This is a genomic window from Streptosporangium nanhuense, from assembly GCF_059358815.1.
Map to the genome: position 1 here is coordinate 58,947 of NZ_JCADBG010000009.1, position 18,005 is coordinate 76,951.

At 70.3% G+C, this 18,005-nt stretch carries 16 protein-coding genes and 1 tRNA gene; 11 read left to right on the plus strand and 6 right to left on the minus strand.

What is annotated here, in order from left to right; genetic code table 11:
- Positions 1-42 precede the first annotated feature (42 nt).
- From AC5L38_RS18735 to AC5L38_RS18770, 8 genes are all read left to right on the plus strand, one after another.
- Positions 43-843, plus strand: a complete 801-nt coding sequence (locus tag AC5L38_RS18735) for a uracil-DNA glycosylase (protein ID WP_495244086.1) — start codon at positions 43-45, stop codon at positions 841-843.
- Between the two features lie 147 nt (positions 844-990).
- The gene (locus tag AC5L38_RS18740; protein WP_495244087.1) at positions 991-2,331 is read left to right on the plus strand and encodes an NAD(P)/FAD-dependent oxidoreductase; all 1,341 of its coding nucleotides are present in this window, start codon (positions 991-993) and stop codon (positions 2,329-2,331) included.
- 202 nt (positions 2,332-2,533) lie between these two features.
- Positions 2,534-2,606, plus strand: a tRNA-Leu gene (locus AC5L38_RS18745).
- Between the two features lie 410 nt (positions 2,607-3,016).
- On the plus strand, positions 3,017-3,850 hold the full coding sequence (locus tag AC5L38_RS18750; protein WP_495244088.1) for a helix-turn-helix domain-containing protein: 834 nt from the start codon (positions 3,017-3,019) through the stop codon (positions 3,848-3,850).
- A gap of 150 nt (positions 3,851-4,000) precedes the next feature.
- Complete coding sequence (locus tag AC5L38_RS18755) at positions 4,001-4,384, plus strand: winged helix-turn-helix transcriptional regulator (RefSeq protein WP_495244089.1); 384 nt, start codon at positions 4,001-4,003, stop codon at positions 4,382-4,384.
- Between the two features lie 147 nt (positions 4,385-4,531).
- Complete coding sequence (locus AC5L38_RS18760) at positions 4,532-5,317, plus strand: Bax inhibitor-1/YccA family protein (protein WP_495244090.1); 786 nt, start codon at positions 4,532-4,534, stop codon at positions 5,315-5,317.
- Positions 5,318-5,504: 187 nt separating this feature from the next.
- Positions 5,505-5,732 carry a DUF4287 domain-containing protein gene (locus tag AC5L38_RS18765; protein ID WP_329093696.1) on the plus strand — a complete coding sequence of 76 codons (228 nt, stop codon included), beginning with the start codon at positions 5,505-5,507 and terminating at the stop codon, positions 5,730-5,732.
- A gap of 69 nt (positions 5,733-5,801) precedes the next feature.
- Entirely contained in the window at positions 5,802-6,212 is a 411-nt protein-coding gene (locus AC5L38_RS18770; RefSeq protein WP_495244091.1) for a PPOX class F420-dependent oxidoreductase, read from the plus strand.
- Between the two features lie 82 nt (positions 6,213-6,294).
- Here the strand turns inward: AC5L38_RS18770 and AC5L38_RS18775 are convergent, their stop codons facing one another.
- The 3 genes from AC5L38_RS18775 to AC5L38_RS18785 all read right to left on the minus strand — a co-directional run bounded on the left by AC5L38_RS18775 (position 6,295) and on the right by AC5L38_RS18785 (position 10,112).
- Positions 6,295-7,515, minus strand: a complete 1,221-nt coding sequence (locus tag AC5L38_RS18775) for an acetyl-CoA C-acetyltransferase (protein ID WP_495244092.1) — start codon at positions 7,513-7,515, stop codon at positions 6,295-6,297.
- A 219-nt stretch (positions 7,516-7,734) separates the two neighbouring features.
- Complete coding sequence (locus tag AC5L38_RS18780) at positions 7,735-9,078, minus strand: outer membrane protein assembly factor BamB family protein (protein WP_495244093.1); 1,344 nt, start codon at positions 9,076-9,078, stop codon at positions 7,735-7,737.
- Between the two features lie 59 nt (positions 9,079-9,137).
- Positions 9,138-10,112 (minus strand): SGNH/GDSL hydrolase family protein, encoded by a 975-nt coding sequence (locus AC5L38_RS18785; RefSeq protein WP_495244094.1) that lies wholly within the window; start codon positions 10,110-10,112, stop codon positions 9,138-9,140.
- A gap of 133 nt (positions 10,113-10,245) precedes the next feature.
- Here AC5L38_RS18785 and AC5L38_RS18790 point away from each other — a divergent pair, with 133 nt between their 5' ends.
- Positions 10,246-11,616 carry a cystathionine beta-synthase gene (locus AC5L38_RS18790; RefSeq protein ID WP_495244095.1) on the plus strand — a complete coding sequence of 457 codons (1,371 nt, stop codon included), beginning with the start codon at positions 10,246-10,248 and terminating at the stop codon, positions 11,614-11,616.
- Between the two features lie 168 nt (positions 11,617-11,784).
- On the opposite strand, the gene AC5L38_RS18795 is transcribed toward AC5L38_RS18790, so the two are convergent.
- Positions 11,785-13,074: a sensor histidine kinase gene (locus tag AC5L38_RS18795; protein ID WP_495244096.1), complete on the minus strand. Its 1,290-nt coding sequence runs from the start codon at positions 13,072-13,074 to the stop codon at positions 11,785-11,787.
- A gap of 329 nt (positions 13,075-13,403) precedes the next feature.
- Between AC5L38_RS18795 and AC5L38_RS18800 the strand changes: the two genes are divergently transcribed.
- A complete protein-coding gene (locus AC5L38_RS18800; RefSeq protein WP_495244097.1) occupies positions 13,404-14,543 on the plus strand; it encodes a cystathionine gamma-synthase in 1,140 nt (379 codons plus the stop codon).
- A 78-nt stretch (positions 14,544-14,621) separates the two neighbouring features.
- Here the strand turns inward: AC5L38_RS18800 and AC5L38_RS18805 are convergent, their stop codons facing one another.
- Entirely contained in the window at positions 14,622-15,047 is a 426-nt protein-coding gene (locus AC5L38_RS18805; protein ID WP_440068247.1) for a hypothetical protein, read from the minus strand.
- 534 nt (positions 15,048-15,581) lie between these two features.
- Between AC5L38_RS18805 and AC5L38_RS18810 the strand changes: the two genes are divergently transcribed.
- Positions 15,582-15,998 (plus strand): DUF6292 family protein, encoded by a 417-nt coding sequence (locus AC5L38_RS18810; protein WP_495244098.1) that lies wholly within the window; start codon positions 15,582-15,584, stop codon positions 15,996-15,998.
- A 53-nt stretch (positions 15,999-16,051) separates the two neighbouring features.
- Here AC5L38_RS18810 and AC5L38_RS18815 read toward each other — a convergent pair whose 3' ends face one another.
- Complete coding sequence (locus AC5L38_RS18815; RefSeq protein ID WP_495244099.1) at positions 16,052-17,998, minus strand: vWA domain-containing protein; 1,947 nt, start codon at positions 17,996-17,998, stop codon at positions 16,052-16,054.
- Between the last annotated feature and the right edge of the window lie 7 nt (positions 17,999-18,005).

The following is an 18,005-nucleotide window of genomic DNA, read 5'->3' on the forward strand; positions in this document are numbered from 1 at the left end:
CCGCCGTACCTCGTGCTCTCCCGCGTCGGGCACCATCGAGGGATGACCCATGTTCCTCCCGGACCCGGATGGCCCGACGATCCCGCCCGGCCCGGCACCCCCGTCGCGCACGACCCCGCCGAGGTGCGGAAACTCGCGGGGGAGAGCCTCACCCTCGCGGAGCTCACGGCCGCGCAGTCGGTCTGCCGGGCCTGCCCGCGCCTGGTGGAGTGGCGGGAGGAGGTGGCGACGGTCAAGAGGCGGGCGTTCGCCGAGGAGACCTACTGGGGCCGGCCCATCGCCGGCTGGGGCGACGAGCGGCCCGAGATCCTCATCGTCGGGCTGGCGCCGGCGGCGCACGGCGGCAACAGGACCGGGAGGATCTTCACCGGTGACCGCAGCGGCGACTGGCTGTTCGCCTCGCTCCACCGGACGGGCCTGGCCGTACAGGAGACCAGCCTTCGCGCGGGGGACGGCCAGCGGCTCGTCGGCGCGCGGATGGTGGCGGCGGTCCGGTGCGCTCCCCCCGCCAACAAGCCCGAGCCCGCCGAGCGGTCCGCCTGCTTGCCCTGGCTGTCGCGCGAGGTCGCGCTGGTCTCGGCGGACGTACGGGTGGTCGTCGCGCTGGGAGGCTTCGCCTGGCAGGCGATCTGGCCCGCGCTGAGGGACGCCGGATACGCCCTGCCGCGGCCGAGACCGCCCTTCGGGCACGGCGCGGAGGTGGAGATCACCTCTCCCGGGGGAAGTTCCGCGCATCTTCTGGGCTGCTACCACCCCAGCCAGCAGAACACCTTCACCGGCCGGGTGACCGCGCGAATGCTCGACGACCTCTTCACCAGGGCGAACGCGCTTCGGGCCTTGTGAACTCGATCACAAAGAGAAGATCAGCGGGAATTCTGCCGAGAAGAGTGAGTGTTTCTAACCGGTAGCGAAAAATATGGCCGTATTGCCGGTTGGGCGGCTGGCGTGATCGGGGGCCCGAGCGTATGCTTGTGAAAGGTTTCACAAGCTATGAAACTAAAGGATGGCGTCGAAGTGAACCGCAACTCCAAGCACATCGTGGTCGTCGGTGGAGGCTACGTCGGCCTCTACACCGTGCTGCGCCTGCAGCACACCCTCCGCAAGGAACTCCGCGAAGGAAGCGTGCGCATCACCGTCCTGACCCCCGAATCCCACATGACCTACCAGCCGTTCCTCCCCGAGGCCGCCGCGGGAAACCTCTCGCCCCGGCACGTGGTCGTCCCGCTCCGCCGCGTGCTCTCGAAGGCGACGATCCTCAACGGCAAGGTCTCCAAGGTCAACCACGCGGCCAAGTCCGTCACCTTCGCCCCCAACGTCGGCACGCCGCACGAGATCGACTACGACATCGTGGTCATGGCGGCCGGATCGATCTCCCGCACGCTCCCCATCCCCGGCCTGGCCGACTCCGCGATCGGTTTCAAGACGGTCGGCGAGGCGATCGCGCTGCGCAACCGGGTGCTCGAACTCCTCGACCGGGCCGAGAGCGACGAGGACGAGGCGCTGCGCAGGCGCGCCCTGACCTTCGTCGTGATCGGCGGCGGCTTCGCGGGCGTCGAGGCGCTCGCCGAGCTGGAGGACATGGCGGTCGACGCCACCCGCTACTACCGGAACATCTCCCGCGAGGACATGCGCTGGGTCCTCGTCGAGGCCACCGACCGCATCCTCCCCGAGGTCGGCCCCGAGATGGGCGCGTGGACCGCCGAGCAGCTGCGCGAGCGCGGCATCGAGGTCAAGATGAACACCCGCCTCGAATCCTGCGAGGGCGGCCTGGTCAAGCTCTCCGACGGCGAGGAGTTCGAGGCCGCCACCATCGTGTGGACCGCGGGGGTGAAGCCCAGCCCGGTCGTCAACGCCGGGGACCTGCCGATCGACGAGCGCGGCCGGATCAAGACCACCTCCCGCCTGACCGTGGCCGGCGTCCAGGACGCCTACTCGGCCGGAGACGTGGCGGGGGTGCCCGACCTGACCAACCCCGGCCAGTACTGCGCGCCCAACGCGCAGCACGCCGTACGGCAGGCCAAGGTCCTCGCCGACAACATCACCCGGAGCCTGCACGGGCGGGAGCTCGCCGACTACCGGCACAAGTACGTCGGCTCGGTGGCCGGGCTCGGTCTCCACAAGGGCGTCGCCAACGTCTACGGGATCAAGCTCCGCGGGCTCGCCGCGTGGTTCATGCACCGTACCTACCACCTGTCGCGGGTGCCCACCTTCAACCGCAAGGTCCGGGTGACGGCCGACTGGACCCTCGCGCTCTTCTTCAAGCGCGAGACCGTCTCCCTCGGGGAGATCGAGGAGCCGCGCACGGAGTTCCGCGCCGCCGCGGCGAACTGAACTTCCGTTCCGGGAGCGGACCCGGCTCCCGGAACCGGAGGCGGGCGACGGCGCCCACCTCCGAGTTCGCCGTTCCCCGCGGTGTGCTATTTCTTGACCGGGTCTCTCCGAAGCCGGGGCGATCCGCGGGTTCCCAATGAAAGTGATGCGACGGTTGCCTTGAGCAGTTACGCATGAGTGGTCCGTTACGTATGATTACGGCGCCCCCGTAGCCCAATGGCAGAGGCAAACCCCTTAAAAGGGTTCGAGTGAGGGTTCGAGTCCCTCCGGGGGCACTCATGGCGATCTGCCGAACAAGGCCCATGACCAGTGAAAACGCGGTCATGGGCCTTTCCTCGTTATCGGGCTCTCCATGGCCGGTGGCGAACGGCCACGGCTGTCCATCCCAAATGCCCTCGTGAAACTTTCGCGGTTACCTAAATGTGATCAGTTTCCTCGGGCGCGTTCCGGATTCGCCGAGGGGCGAGGTGCTCCCGCCCCTCGCGCCCTTCGCGTGGCCGGATGAGGACAGATATGGCCGGATGCGGCCGGATGCGGCCGGATGCGGCCGGATGCGGCCGGATGCGGCCGGATGCGGCCGGACGGGGTGCGGTGCCGCCGTACCCGGCCCGCTCGCTGGGCGCGTCGGCGAGGCGGGCGTCTCACCACGCTTCCCTTCTGACAGGCCTGACCGTAACTTGGCAATATGGACGGTAAGAATCCGCTCGGCGCGTTTCTTCGCGCTCGGCGCGAGGTCACGACCGTTGACCAGGTGGGGCTGCCACGCACTCCTCGCCGGATCCCCGGACTGCGCCGGGACGAGGTCGCGGCGCTCGCCGACGTGAGCACCGACTACTACATCCGGCTGGAGCAGGGGCGGGAGCGCAACCCGTCGGCCCGGGTGATCGAGGCTCTGGCGCGGGTCTTCCAGCTCGACGCCGAGGCGACCATGCACCTCCGTGATCTCGTACACGACCGGAGACCCTGCGAGGGGCCGGTCGGGTGCGCCGACCGGTTACGGCCGGACGTGCGGAGGTTCATGGAGGGGTGTGATCACGCGGTGGTGTTCGCGGTGAACCGCCGGCTCGACTTCCTCGCCAAGAACTCACTCGCCACCGTTCTCTACCAAGGGGTGGACGACTACGGGAACGGGCTACGGCTGGCCTTCCTCAATCCCGTCGCGCGCGAGTTCTACGTGAACTGGGAGCAGCACGCCCACTCCCTGGTGGCCCACCTCCGCGCCATCGGGGGGCCGGGCCCCGCGGACCCGTCCATGCTGGAACTGGTCCAGGAGCTCTCGCGCGAGAGCGAGGACTTCAGGCGGATATGGGCCCGCCATGACGTCCGGATCAGGACGCACCGGCCCGTTTCCTACCGTCACGGCGAGGTCGGCGAGATGACCCTGCACAACGAGGTGCTCCGCGTCGGCGGCCCCGAGGGCCATCAACTCGTCGTCGGCCAGCCCGAGCCGTGCGTCTCCTCGGAACGCGCTTTCGAAGCCCTGAGCAGGCTCGCGGGTATCGGAACCGGCCGCCGCTGAGAGGGCCCGCCCGGCCGGGGGCGCCTCCCTCGGAACAGGCCGGACTTCGCGGGCACCGCGTCGCCTGCTCGCGATCGGCCGGCGAGCGGTGCGAACGTGATGCCGTACCGTCTGGGATTTCGCTGGAGACCCAGGTATAAAATAGTAACCATGAGGGACGAAGCGAACCTGGAGCCCATACTCAGGGCCAACGGGATCGCCCGGCAGGTGATCGCTCACATCGGGGACAAGTGGTCCCTGCTGGTGATCGCGGCGCTGGGGCACGGGGCCCAGCGGTTCTCCCGGCTCAAGACGCGGGTCGAGGGGATCAACCAGCGCATGCTGACCCGGACGCTGCGGGCCCTGGAGCGCGACGGCATCGTCGAGCGCAACGTCTATCCGACCTCACCGCCCACGGTGGAGTACGTGCTCACCCGGATGGGCCGGGACCTGTCGGTGGCCGTGACCGGCATCTGCGAGTGGGCGCGCCGCAACCTCGACGAGGTCGAGGCGTCACAGCGGCTTTTCGACGAGCGATCGGCGAAACAGATGTGAGGCCCGGGAACCGGACGCACCACTTGTTCGTTGGCAATGTCGGCGGTAGCCGTACGGCCACTTGGACAACATAGATATCAGCACGATACGGCCGTGTGACAACCGATCTAATACGCTGATCGCGTAGGTCGCAGCGTGGAGGCAGCGATGGAGAGCAAGAACCCCGTTTTCAGTCGGCAGGCCAAGGGCCAGCAGCAAGGCTGGGGCACGCCGACCCCCACCCCTGAGCAGCTTCAGGGCATGTACAACACGCCGTCATACGCGCCGCCCGCACAGCGGACGATGACGATCGACGACGTGGTCGTGCGTGGTTTCATCACGCTTGGCACGCTTGTCGTCTCGGCGGCGGTGGCCTGGGCGCTCAACCTCGGTATGGTCGCGGCGATCGCCGGTGTCATCGTCGGCCTGATCCTCGCCCTGGTCATCTCGTTCAAGTCCAGCACCAACCCCGTGCTGATCCTCGGCTACGCGGTCGCCTACGGCGTCGCCATCGGTGTGATCAGCCACGTCTACAACAACCTGTACAGCGGCATCGTCTTCCAGGCGGTGGTCGGTACGGCTCTGGCGTTCGCCGCCATGCTGACCGTTTACTCGCTGCGCATCATCCGCGTGACGCCGAAGTTCACCAAGTTCGTCGTGGCGGCGGGCCTGGGCCTGATGGGTCTCATGCTCATCAACCTGGTCGCCGGCTACTTCATCGAGGACGGCATCGGCATCCGGTCGGGCGGTGCGCTGTCCTACGTGTTCAGCATCGCCACGATCCTCATCGGCTGCTTCTTCCTGCTCCTCGACTTCGACGAGGTCGAGCGCGGGGTGAAGAACGGCGCCCCGGAGAAGTACTCCTGGCTGATGGCCTTCGGCCTGACCGTCACCCTGGTCTGGATCTACCTGGAGATCCTGCGCCTGCTGAGCTACTTCTCAAGCAGCGACTGACGAACAACGCCGACAGCCCCCGCCGGAGCGCGCTCCGGCGGGGGCTGTCGTTTTTCTGGGCGGCGCATGAGTGAACGCAAGGCAACGGGGGATAGACGAACCGCGACGGAAGAGAGCATCTCGGGGCTTGCTATCTGGGCTTTCGTGATGCACTGTCGAGCAAAGGAGCCTATCCGTGGAGGTGCCCATGTCGTTGAACCACTCACTGGAGACGCAGAGCAAGCTGATCGCAAGGGTCCCGGACATCACGGGGCGCGCACTCCCAGAGTGGTTCCAAGCAATCGACAACGGCCCGTCGTTCCTTCGCTGCGATGAGCGTGCCACCTGGCTCGCCGACGAGCACGGGCTGACCCACGGCTACGCCGCCGCCATCGTGCACGAGCACGAGAGGCATCGCCGTACCCGTTACCTGTAAGTCGCCTATCTCCGTGAAGCCCGCGCCACCCCGGTGGTGCGGGCTTTGTTGTACGCGCATGATGGTGTCATGGATCATGACAAGGCGCGCGAGTTCGTCCGCGCCAACCACCGTGCGGTCATGCTGACCTCGCACGCCGACGGACGCCCGCAGCTCTCCCCGGTCACCGTGGGGCTCGACGCCCGGGGGAACGCGATCGTCAGCACCCGGGAGACCGCGGCGAAGGTGCGCAACCTCCGCAGGAACCCGCAGGTCTCGCTCTGCGTGACGACCGACGCCTTCTTCGGCGAGTGGATCCAGATCGACGGGGTCGCGGAGATCGTTCCGCTGCCCGAGGCGATGGATCTCCTGGTCGACTACTACCGCGACATCTCCGGCGAGCACCCCGACTGGGACGACTACCGGGCCGCGATGGAGCGGGAGCGGCGGGTGATCCTGAGGATCGCGATCACTCGCGCCGGCCCCGACGTGCACGGCTGACCCGCGGTCCCCCCGCGAGGGGACGCCGCGGCCGGGGATCGGGGCCTCCGATCGCCCGGCCGGGGTCGATGGATCAGCCGTTTCAGCTGAGGCGCTCCAGGACCAGGGCCATGCCCTGGCCGCCGCCGACGCACATGGTCTCCAGGCCGATCGACCTGTCGTGGAAGGCGAGGCTGTTGATCAGCGTGGAGGTGATGCGGGCACCGGTCATCCCGAAGGGGTGGCCGACCGCGATGGCGCCGCCGTTGACGTTGAGCCGGTCGATGTCGATCCCGAGCTCCTGGTAGGACGGGATGACCTGGGCGGCGAACGCCTCGTTGATCTCGACGAGGTCCACGTCGCCGATGGCCATGCCCGCCCTGGCCAGGGCCTGCTTGGAGGCCTCGACCGGGCCCAGACCCATGATCTCGGGGGACAGGCCGGTCACGCCGGTGGAGACGATCCGGGCGAGCGGGGTGATGCCGAGCTCGGCGGCCTTGGTGTCGCTCATCACGATCACGGCGGCGGCGCCGTCGTTCAGCGGGCAGCAGTTGCCCGCGGTGACCGTGCCGTCGGGCCGGAAGACCGGCTTGAGCTGGGAGACCGCCTCGTAGGTGGTCCCCGCGCGGGGGCCGTCGTCCTTGCTCACCACGGTCCCGTCGGGCAGGGTCACCGGGGTGATGTCCTTCTCCCAGAAGCCGTTGGCGATGGCCTTCTCCGCCAGGTTCTGGGAGCGGACGCCGAACTCGTCCTGCTCCTGCCGGGAGACGCCCTTCAGCCCGGCGAGGTTCTCCGCCGTCTGGCCCATCGCCACGTAGACGTTGGGCAGCTGGCCGTCCTCGCGCGGGTCGTGCCAGACCCCCTTGCCGCCCTCGGCGGCACTGACCGAGCGGAGGTGGGCGTCGCCGAACAGCGGGTTCATCGTGTCGGGCCCCTGGTCGGAGCTGCCGTTCTTGAGGCGGGAGACGCACTCCACGCCCGCCGAGACGAACACGTCGCCCTCGCCGGCCCTGATCGCGTGCAGGGCCATCCGGGTGGTCTGCAGCGAGGACGAGCAGTAGCGGGTCACGGTGGTGCCCGGCACGTTGTCCAGGCCGAGCAGGGTGGCGACCACCCGGCCCATGTTGAAGCCCTGCTCGCCGCCCGGCAGGCCGCAGCCCAGCATGAGGTCGTCGATCGTGGACGGGTCGAGCTGGGGGACCTTGGCAAGCGCGGCCTGGATGATCTGTACGGTCAGGTCGTCGGGGCGGATGTCCTTGAGGGACCCCTTGAAGGCGCGTCCGATGGGCGAGCGCGCGGTCGCGACGATGACTGCCTCGGGCATGTGGCTCTCCTGGGTTCGTGTCTGCTCCTCCAGCGGAGCGTACCGCGCGGTATGCCGGAAGCCACGCCCGGGGGGCGATGTAACAGAACTTTGTACGGTAAGCACAAGGCCCCGTCCGGAACGGGACGGGGCCTCGACGCGCTTCGACGTTCCGCAGGCCGCCGAGGTCCGCGGCACACGCCGGTCGCGAACCTCGGCCGGGTGGCGAGGTGGTGGAGGTCAGCCGTACATGCCGGGAGAGGTGCCGTCGCCGTCCTTGATCCCGTGGAGGCCGCCCTTCTCGTCGCGCCACATCCGCCAGCCGTTCTGGCTGCCGGTGAACCACAGGGGCGGGGCACCCGAGCCGGACACCCGCGTGCCGTCGGCCAGCCTGAACTGGCACAGCGAGGCCACCGAGTAGAAGCCGGAGTTCTGGCCCTTGAGCGCGAGCGGCTTGGGGTCGGTCACGCAGAAGGACCAGGCCCGCTCGTCCTTGACGTCGGCGGCGCGGCCGGCGGGCAGGTCGAAGGCGTTGCCCGGCTTGCCGTGCCGCAGGAAGCCGATCTTCTCCATCCGGGGCGGGAAGGCCAGCCACCAGCCCGACTCGGGAACCTGCTCGGCGGAGATCTGGCCGAGCACCCGGCCGCTGTCGGCCTCCAGGCGGGCGAACCCGCCGTAGCGGCCCTCCTGGTCGACCGGGCGGACGACCGGCGCGAAGCCGGGGCTGCCGCTGGGGTAGACGCGGACCACCGACGGGCGCATCCAGTTGACCTTGCCGTCGGCGAGCTTGACGGAGAACAGGCCGAAGGCGGAGACCTTGCTCGTCTTCGGATTGGTGTAGGGGGCGACGTACCCGACGAGGTTTCCCGCCGTGGCGCCGAAGGACCAGCCTCCCGACAGGTCCACCCCGGCGCCGAGGGGCTGCTCGACGGGGGTCCGCCAGATGGTCTTGCCGGTCTTCAGGTCGTGCGCCTCCAGGACCGGATGGCGGGCCAGCCGCAGGAACACCACGCGCGAGGCGTCGGACCACTCGGCCTCGGCGATGCCGGGGATCTTCCACATCGCCCTGCCGGTGACCGGGTCGAGGACCACGACGCGGGCACTCGCGAGCGCGGTGTTCTCGGACACGCACACGAAGGCCCCGCACCGCTGCGGGCCGAAGGTGGAGTGCACCGGGCGGCTCCACCTCCGCGTCCCGGTCCTGGCGTCGAGGCCGACGAGCGTGGCCTTCCAGCGGCCCCGCCTGGCCGGATCGATCGTCACCGCGACGGCCTGCCCCGCGGAGGTCTCGACGATCGCGGGGGCGGGCACCCCCATCCCCGGCAGGCGCCCCGCCATGGTCGAGGGATGGGCCCACAGCTTCCTGCCCGTGGCGAGGTCGAGGGCCACCGTCTCCAGCGTGCCGTCGGGCTTCATGGAGGTCGTCGTGGCGACGCCACCGGCGGTGGTGGTGCGGCTGACCGCGTTCATCTCGGTGTTGTGCCAGGTGGGATGGTCCGGGGTGGCCGCTTCGGTGCCGGAGCAGCCGCCCAGGGCCAAAGCTCCGGCGAGCACCAGGGCCGGTTTCGCGAGGGGCCGGATCATGGGTATTCCACTCCAATGCGGGCGAGGCGTTACGGCTTCGCAGCGGAGGGTGACCGTGTTCAGGCGTCGTGGGGCCGCATCCACGGCCTGCGGCCGAGCATGGTCACCCACCGTCCGTGAGGTCCGGTCGCTCGTCCGGCGACACGGGTCGCGGAGACCTCGGCGCCGGGCTCCTCCGCGGCCTTGGCCGCCGCGAGGTAGATCGACTCAGCGCGCCGGGCCCGGGGCTCGGGCCAGAGTTCCAACGCACTGCATACGGAAGGTAGCACCGCGTAAGCGATCTGGAGATAGCCTTGGGCAGATGGGTGATAACGATCAAGGCCGAACATCTCCGCCGGGTTGGTGTCGAACTCCGGCCCCAGCAGGTCCGCGAAGGCCACCGTCCGCCCGCCCGCCTCGACCACCGCGACGGTCTGCGCGGCGGCCAGCTGACGGCTCCACCGCCGGGTCACCCAGCGCAGCGGCTGCGCGATCGGCCGGACCGTGCCGAGGTCCGGACAGGTGCCCACGACCACCTCCGCCCCGGCCTCCCGCAGCCGCCTGACCGCCTTCTGCAGGTGGCGTACGGCATGGGCGGGCCTGCTCTGCGAGGTGACGTCGTTGGCCCCGATGAAGATGACCGCGATCTCCGGACGGGCCTTCAGCGCCCTGTCCACCTGCTCGCCCAGCTCCGCGGAGGTCGCTCCCGACATGCCCGCCACGGTCAGCCGCACCGGCCGCTCGGCGATCACGGCGAGCCCGTTGGCGATCAGCACGGCGGGCGTCTCCGACGGGTCGGAGGTGCCCAGGCCGACGGAGGTGGAGTCACCGAGCATGACCATCCTGAGCGGCTCGCCGCCGAAGGCCCCGTACGAACCGTCCGACGGCGGTCCCTCCATGCCGTGCGGGCGGCCGACGGCGCGACGGGCCACCAGCGCCTCGGCCAGCAGCAGGCCGTAGGTCGCCGCGCCGAGCGCGGTGAGACCCCCTCCGCCCAGCGCGGCCGCCGCGGCGATGCGACGGGCGGCCCGCGCCACTCCCGGTGTCCAGATCACAAGGCGTCGCTCCCTCCGTACGGGGCGGTAGCGTGGCCTTTGGTGACACAGCCGGGTCCCCACCACCCCCATGGGATCACGGTGACCACAACAACAAGCCGACCGAGCTTTGGTATTTCGAGGTGATATCCCGGTGCGCGTACATGACTCGCTCGTCGAGCTGATGGGCAACACCCCTCTCGTCCGGCTGCACAAGGTGACGGAGGGTATCTCCGCCCAGGTGCTCGCGAAGGTGGAGTACTTCAACCCGGGCGGATCGGTGAAGGACCGCATCGCGGTCCGGATGGTCGACGCCGCCGAACGGTCGGGCGAGCTGCGCCCGGGGGGCACGATCGTGGAGCCCACCTCGGGCAACACCGGGATCGGCCTGGCCATCGTGGCCCAGCAGCGGGGATACCGCTGCCTGTTCGTGGTGCCCGACAAGGTCGCCCAGGACAAGATCTCGGTTCTGCGCGCCTACGGTGCCGAGGTCGTGGTCTGCCCGACGGCGGTCTCCCCCGACCACCCCGACTCCTACTACTCCGTCTCCGACCGGCTGGCCAAGGAGACGCCGAACGCCTGGAAGCCGGACCAGTACTCCAACCCGCACAACACCGAGAGCCACTACCACTCCACGGGCCCGGAGATCTGGGAGCAGACCGAGGGCAGGATCACCCACTTCGTGGCGGGCGTCGGCACCGGGGGCACGATCAGCGGCACCGGCCGCTACCTCAAGGAGGTCTCCGGGGGCAGGGTCAAGGTCATCGGGGCCGACCCGGAGGGGTCGGTCTACTCGGGCGGCACCGGGCGGCCGTACCTGGTGGAGGGGGTCGGCGAGGACATCTGGCCGGCCAACTACGACACCACGATCTGCGACGAGGTCATCGCGATCTCCGACCGTGACTCCTTCATCATGACCCGCCGCCTGGCCCGCGAGGAGGCGCTGCTGGTGGGCGGCTCCTGCGGCATGGCGACGGTCGCGGCGCTGCGCGTGGCCGAGCGGGCCGGGCCGGACGACGTGATCGTGGTGCTGCTGCCCGACGGCGGCCGGGGCTACCTGTCGAAGATCTTCAACGACGAGTGGATGGCCGACTACGGCTTCCTGACCACCTCCAGCGAGGAGGGCCTGGTCAAGGACGTCCTGACGCGCAAGAGCTCGGGCATGCCGGAGTTCGTGCACACCCACCCGCACGAGTCGGTCGACACGGCCATCTCGATCATGCGCGAGTACGGCGTGTCGCAGCTTCCGGTGATGAAGGAGGAGCCGCCGGTCATGGCCGCCGAGGTGGTCGGCTCGATCCTGGAGCGCGACCTGCTCGACGCCCTCTACCGGGGCCGGGTGCGGCCGACCGACCCGCTGGCCGCCCACATGTCGCAGCCGCTGCCGACGATCGGCGCGGGGGAGCCGGTCTCCATCGCCGTCGAGGCGCTGGAGAAGGCCGACGCCGCGGTCGTCCTCGACGACGGCAAGCCCGTCGGCCTGATCACCCGCCAGGACCTGCTGGCCTTCCTCGCCAACCACTGACCGCGCTCCGGGCCGGGTTCTCCCGGCCCCTCCCTTTCCGGTCCTCGGCGGTCTTCGGCGGCCCTGGGCCTCACGGCGCTCCGCGGGCCCCGGAGGTTTCCGGTGTCCGCGAGGTCTCCGGGGGCGGAGGTCTCCGGGGTTCAGAGGGGTCCAGAGGGGTCGGAAGGGTCAGAGGGGGAACTCCGCCATCACCTCCCAGGCCCCGGAGGGGGTGGGCCCGGCCATGAGGCGCCCGCCGAGTGCCTCGACGCGCTCGGCCATGCCCACCAGGCCGAAGCCGCCCCCGAGGCGGGAGATCCTGATGTCGGCCATCGAGCCGTAGTTGCGCACCCGCAGCCGCACGGCGCCTCCGGTGGCCGAGGTGCCGCCCACACCCCCGCCGGCCGAGGCGGCCGAGGTGCCCGTGGAGGCGTAGGCGGCACGCCGGGCCCGGGGGTCCTGGCCGTTCCTCGCGCGTACGCTCTCGGCCCACGCGCGCAGGTCGGAGCCGTCGGTGAGCTTCAGGTCGGCCTCGACCCAGCCGGTGCCCGGGGCGTGCCTGCGGACGTTGGTCAGCGACTCCTGGAGGACCCGGTGCAGGGTGGTCATCACCTCCTGGGCCACGGTGCCGTCGGCGATGCCCTGGCCGATGTCGAAGGTGACCTGGGGGCCCGCCGCGGAGAAGCGCTCGACCATGGTGCGCATGTCCATGAGGGTGCTGCCCGGCGAGCGGGCGGCCTCGTCCTCCGAGCGCAGCACGCTGACCAGGCGGCGCATCGAGGTCAGCGCGTCGGCCCCGGCGTTGGCGATCGCCTCCAGGGAGGGGACCACGGCCTCCGGTTTCTGCTCGGCGACGACCTTGGCGGCCTGCGCCTGCACCACGATCCCGGTGATGTGGTGGGCGACCAGGTCGTGCAGCTCCCTGGCCAGCTCCAGGCGCTCGGACCGCCGTACCGTGTCGACGGCCTCCCTGCGGCGCTCCAGCTGGAAGCGGAGGTAGGCGCCGATGCCGGCGGCGAAGGACCAGCAGACGAAGAGCAGGAAGCCGACGGCCACCGTCGGCTCCGGGCCCACCGCGTTCATGCGGGAGGGGGTGGCCTCGAGCACGATCATCGCGGCCAGGGAGAGCAGCGCGGCCCGCCGCACCGGTTCGATCGCGCGCAGCCCGCCGACGGTGAGGACCAGCAGCGACCCGATCTCGGCCACGCTGGGACTGCCGTCGCCACCGGTGATCCCGATGGCCAGGGAGGACAGGAACGACACCGTCAGCAGGGTGACGAGCCCGCCGACCCGCCAGCGGCGGCGTCGTACCACCGCCACCACGCCCACCAGGCCGCACATCGGGCTCAGCAGGATCGCCGGGCTGAGGCCGTTCGTCGCCACTATCACGTCGATCAGCAGGAGCAGGACGAGCCAGCCGATCAACGCGATCTCGCTGAGGCGTTTGATCCAGTAGACCAGCCGGCTCGTTTCTCCCACGGTCCCCGAGCCTAAGCCTCAGGGAGGACATGTCGTATCGGCCGTTCGGCCGAACCGTCCCCGCCGGAACAGGCCCTTCAGCGGAGGCGGCGCCGGGGGCCCGTCGCCGATCCTTGAAAGGTCGAAGGGGGAAGAGATGACCGTCATCGGGATTGTGCTGCTGGTCGCCGGGCTCGTGGTCGGCGCGGCCCTGACGCTCGCCGATCCGCTCCTGCTCTCGCGGATCAGCGGGGAGCGCGCGGAGTAGAACGGGGAGCGGGTGGCGCGGGGCCGTGGGGATCGGCTCCCACGGCCCTGGGGCCCCCGCTGCTGCGAGTAGCGTTGACCCCATGAACCATGGATTCGAGACACTGGCCATCCACGCAGGTCAGGACCCCGACCCTTACACCGGGGCCGTGGTGCCGCCGATCTACGCGGTGTCCACCTACAAGCAGGACGGCGTGGGCGGGTTGCGCGCCGGATATGAGTACAGCCGGTCGGCCAACCCGACCAGGACCGCGCTGGAGGAGGCCGTGGCCGCCGTCGAGGGCGGCAGCCGCGGCCTGGCCTTCGCCTCGGGCCTGGCGGCCGAGGACGCGGTGCTCCGCGCGCTCTGCAGGCCGGGTGACCACGTGATCATCCCGAACGACGCCTACGGCGGCACCTACCGCCTGTTCGCGAAGGTCCACGAGCGCTGGGGGCTGCACTACGACCCGGCGCCGCTGGGCGACCTGGCCGCGGTGGCCGCCGCCGTGACCCAGAAGACCAAGATCATTTGGGTGGAGACGCCCACCAATCCGCTGCTCGGCATCGCGGACATCGCGGCCCTGGCCCAGCTCGCGACCGAGGTCGGCGCGCTGCTGGTGGTGGACAACACCTTCGCCTCCCCGTACCTGCAGCAGCCGCTGGCGCTGGGCGCGGACATCGTGGTCCACTCGACCACCAAGTACGTGGGCGGTCACTCCGACGTGGTCGGCGGCGCGCTCGTCGCGCGGGACGCCGGGCTGGGCGAGGAACTCGCCTACCACCAGAACGCGATGGGCGCGGTGGCCGGGCCGTTCGACGCCTGGCTGACCCTGCGCGGCCTCAAGACGCTCGGCGTGAGGATGGACCGCCACTGCGACAACGCCGAGCGGGTGGTCGACCTGCTGCTCGCCCATCCTCGGGTGACCTCGGTGCTCTACCCGGGCCTGGCCGAGCACCCCGGCCACGAGGTGGCGGCCAAGCAGATGAGGCGTTTCGGCGGCATGGTCTCGTTCCGGATGGCCGGAGGGGAGGACGAGGCGGTCGCGGTGTGCGACAGGACCAAGCTGTTCACCCTGGGCGAGTCGCTCGGCGGCGTGGAGTCGCTGATCGAGCACCCGGGCCGGATGACCCACGCCTCCGTCGCGGGCTCGCCGCTGGAGGTCCCCGGTGACCTGGTGCGCCTGTCGGTCGGCATCGAGTCGATCGACGACCTGCTGGCCGACCTCACCCAGGCGCTGGGCTAGGAACGGGCGCGGGGGCGTCGAGAGGCTCGGGCCGGTTCCCCGGGAGGTCCTGGCCGGGCCGTCGGCGGGCTCAGACGCTCAGACCGGGTCGCCCCAGACCATCAGCACCAGGATGACCATCCAGATCAGCACGATCACACCGGAGAGCGCGGCGATCCGGCCCACCTGCACCTTGGCGTCGTCGTCCGGGTTCTCGCTGGCGAGGACCCGGATGGCGGTGCTCTGGTCCCGGTCCACCATGATCAGCAGCACCGCGGCGACGATGAAAAGCGTCATGGACACCGACAGGTACGGCTTTCCGAGAAATTCGCGGCCCAGCAGCAGCCCGAACAAAAAGACCCCGATGGACGCGAAACCGTAGAGACGCGTGGTCTTGTGCAGATAACGCAGGACACCGACGTTCTTGGCGCGGATGAATCTGGGAGTCGACATCGTGGCGGCGGTGATCGGTCCCAGAGCGAAGATCGCAAAACCGATGTGCAGCCAGAGCAGCAGGTCTGTCATGCGCCAGACATTAGTATCCGGTGATCTCGTCTGGGTACGTCTCGCGAGGCCTCGCCGCCCGGCGGGATCTTTTCAATGATCGTTCGTGGGGCGTTCCGGAGAACGGGAATCACCGGGACGCGGCCGCCGTCCGGGGCGGGGCCGGGTCACTCGCCTTCGACGCCGTCGTGCCTGTCGCGCGTGTGCGGGACCATGCACAACTCGAAACAGACGCAGACGACGAGCATCAGCGCCACGAGAATTCCCGCGAGCATCGGGCTCACTTCCTCCCCTTTCAGGAACCTTGTTCTTTCGTCACTGGGTAGACGGCGTTTGTTTCAGGGTGGTTGTTACGGAAGGGTCACGGTTGAGGCGGGGGTGACGGCCGCGTACGAGATTGCCGATCTTCGCATTCCGCGCGGAGCACGCCCGCGGGGTTAGTAGGATCGTGGGCGAGCTCGTTCCCGTGTGATGAGACCGGCGGCGGTGAAGTCGTGGTCGTGCCGGGCGGGCGTTCCATCGGACAGAGTAAGACGGCACAAGGGAGTGCCCGCCGTGGGTGTCAAACATGTTGAGCCGTATACCGACGAGTGGCGCGACCAGCCGTGCCACTACGTCGGCCTCGTCGTCGAGGCGCTGGGTGACCAGGTCGAGAGCTGGTGGCAGGGGCCCTGCGACCCGCGCACCGTCACCATCCGCCTGACCGGCGGCGACGCCCTGGTCTGGGACGAGGAGAGCGGCTGGCGCCGTGGCCGTTACGTGAGCGGCGACCCCGTCACCCTCACGACCCTCACCGACGACCGCTATCTCGGCGGCGGCCTCCTGCCCTCCCCCGAGCGGGTTCCCTCCGCGATCGCCGACGCCCGCGCGGGCGTCGGCAACAGCACGGCGTGGCGGCCCTGCTACCGCTCCCACCGCCACCACCGTGACGGCTTCGACCTGGCCCTCGACGGCTACGTCGCCTACGCGTAGCCGTCTGAGGTCCGGGTCCCGCCACGAGGGCCCTGGGGCCCCCGTGGCGGGGCTCAGCGGGTGCGGCGGGTGCGCAGGAAGTCGCTGACGACGTACTCGCCCAGGCGGTCGGCGCCGGGGGAGAAGACCCGGCCGCCGTTGCGCCGCCCGACCTCGTTCACGAACTCCTTGAGGCGCTCGTCGTCGGCGAGCATGAAGACGTTGAGCGTCGCCCGGCGCCGGGTCATCTTGTCGACCTCGGCGAGGGTCAGCTCCAGCGTCTCCTGGGTGGGCGGCCACTCGAAGGCCGCCGAGCCGTTGCGCCGCAGGTGGGCGGTGGGCTCACCGTCGGTGACCACGAGCACCACCGGCTCGAAGTCGGGATGGCGGTCCAGGTGGCGCCCGGCGATCAGCAGGGCGTGGTGCAGGTTCGTCCCCTGGACCATGTCCCACTCCAGGCCCGCCAGCTCGTCGGGCTGCAGCACGCGGGCGTAGTTGGAGAAGCCGATGATCTGCACCGAGTCCTGGGGGAACTTCGAGGCCACCAGGGCCTGCAGCGCCATCGCCGTCTGCTTGGCGGCGGCCCAGGTGCCGCGCAGCGCCATCGAGTAGGACAGGTCGACCAGCAGGCACACCGCGGCCGCCGTGCGCCGCTCGGTCTCGGCCACCTCGAAGTCGTCGACCGACAGGGTCACCGTGCCGCCGCTCCCGCCGCGCCGGACGCCGTTGACCACCGTGCGGACCACGTCGATCGGCTGCTCGTCGCCGAACCGCCAGGGCCGCGAGGAGCCGGTGAGCTCACCGGCCGAGCCCGCGTCCACCTGGTCGTGGTCGCCGCGGCGCCCGCTCTCCAGGGAGGCGAAGACGCGGCGCAGCGCGGTCTCCCCCAGCCGTCGTACGGCCTTGGGGGTGAGCTCCAGCTTGCCGCGCCGGCGCAGGAGGTAGCCCTGCTGCTCCAGCTCGCGCTCGATCTGCTTGAGCGCCTCCAGATCGTCGACGGCCGACCGGCCCAGGGCGCGCCGGATCGCCGCCTCGTCGATGTCGTCCATGCGGGCGCCGGGGTAGTCCTGGCGGAGCGCGGCCTCCAGCTGGGTCAGGTCGGCGAGCTCGTCCAGCGCTCCCACGGCGTCGGACATGCCCATCGGCTCGTCGCCGCTCAGCCGCTCCGGGGTGTTCCAGGCCAGGTCGGGGCGGCGGGCGTAGAGGGACTCGCCCAGGCGGCGCATCTGCTCGTCCAGCCCGGCCTGGCGGAGGGTCTGCTCGATCAGCTGGTCGAGCTCCTCGCGCTGGGCCGGGGTGAGGGAGGCCAGCAGGCGCTGGGTGGCGGCGGCCCGGCGGGCCAGGGTGTCGACCAGCTCCTCCAGGTTCCGTGGCGCCTCCGGGAACATGTCCCCATATTTCGACATGAACTGCTCGAAGTCCGCCTGGGTGTGCTCGCCCCGGGAATCCCGGTCGAGCATGTCGTTCAGGTCGGACATCATCTCCCTGACCCGCTCCATGGCGGCCGGGTCGGGGTTGGCCAGAGACTGCCGCATGCCGCGGAACTGGCTGTCGAGCACCTCCCTGCGCAGCAGGTCGCGCAGCTCCTCGAAGGTCCGCCGGGCGGCGGCCGAGCGCCACTGGTAATTGCCCAGCTCACGGATGGCGCTCGCCGTGTCGTCGGGGAGGGCGGCCAGCTCCGCCTCGCGCAGCCGGGCCTCGTCGGAGGGGTCGGGGAACAGCTCGGCCCGCTCCTGGCCGATCGCCTTGTCCAGCAGCGCCCTGGCCCGCTCCAGCGTGCCGTCGAGACGCCCGCGCTCGCGCAGCTCGCGCCGGCGCCGGCGCACCTCGCGGAGCAGGTCCTCGAGGCCGCGACGGTCCTGCGCGCCCGGCAGGCCCTCCTTGAGCAGGTCGCGCAGGGCGTGGGCGGGGTTGGAACCGGACAGGATCGCGTCGCCCATCCGGTCCAGCGCCGAACGGACGTCGTACGGCGGGGCGAGCGGGTCGGGCCCGTCCCGGTATTCGCCATAGCGGTAGCTCATGCAGACA

Excerpts from the sequence above, each read along its gene's own strand:
- AC5L38_RS18735 (WP_495244086.1), top strand. The coding sequence starts at position 43 with ATGACCCATGTTCCTCCCGGACCCGGATGGCCCGACGATCCCGCCCGG.
- AC5L38_RS18740 (WP_495244087.1), top strand. The coding sequence starts at position 991 with ATGAAACTAAAGGATGGCGTCGAAGTGAACCGCAACTCCAAGCACATC.
- AC5L38_RS18750 (WP_495244088.1), top strand. The coding sequence starts at position 3,017 with ATGGACGGTAAGAATCCGCTCGGCGCGTTTCTTCGCGCTCGGCGCGAG.
- AC5L38_RS18755 (WP_495244089.1), top strand. The coding sequence starts at position 4,001 with ATGAGGGACGAAGCGAACCTGGAGCCCATACTCAGGGCCAACGGGATC.
- AC5L38_RS18760 (WP_495244090.1), top strand. The coding sequence starts at position 4,532 with ATGGAGAGCAAGAACCCCGTTTTCAGTCGGCAGGCCAAGGGCCAGCAG.
- AC5L38_RS18765 (WP_329093696.1), top strand. The coding sequence starts at position 5,505 with ATGTCGTTGAACCACTCACTGGAGACGCAGAGCAAGCTGATCGCAAGG.
- AC5L38_RS18770 (WP_495244091.1), top strand. The coding sequence starts at position 5,802 with ATGGATCATGACAAGGCGCGCGAGTTCGTCCGCGCCAACCACCGTGCG.
- AC5L38_RS18775 (WP_495244092.1), bottom strand. The coding sequence starts at position 7,515 with ATGCCCGAGGCAGTCATCGTCGCGACCGCGCGCTCGCCCATCGGACGC.
- AC5L38_RS18780 (WP_495244093.1), bottom strand. The coding sequence starts at position 9,078 with ATGATCCGGCCCCTCGCGAAACCGGCCCTGGTGCTCGCCGGAGCTTTG.
- AC5L38_RS18800 (WP_495244097.1), top strand. The coding sequence starts at position 13,404 with ATGAACCATGGATTCGAGACACTGGCCATCCACGCAGGTCAGGACCCC.
- AC5L38_RS18805 (WP_440068247.1), bottom strand. The coding sequence starts at position 15,047 with ATGACAGACCTGCTGCTCTGGCTGCACATCGGTTTTGCGATCTTCGCT.
- AC5L38_RS18815 (WP_495244099.1), bottom strand. The coding sequence starts at position 17,998 with ATGAGCTACCGCTATGGCGAATACCGGGACGGGCCCGACCCGCTCGCC.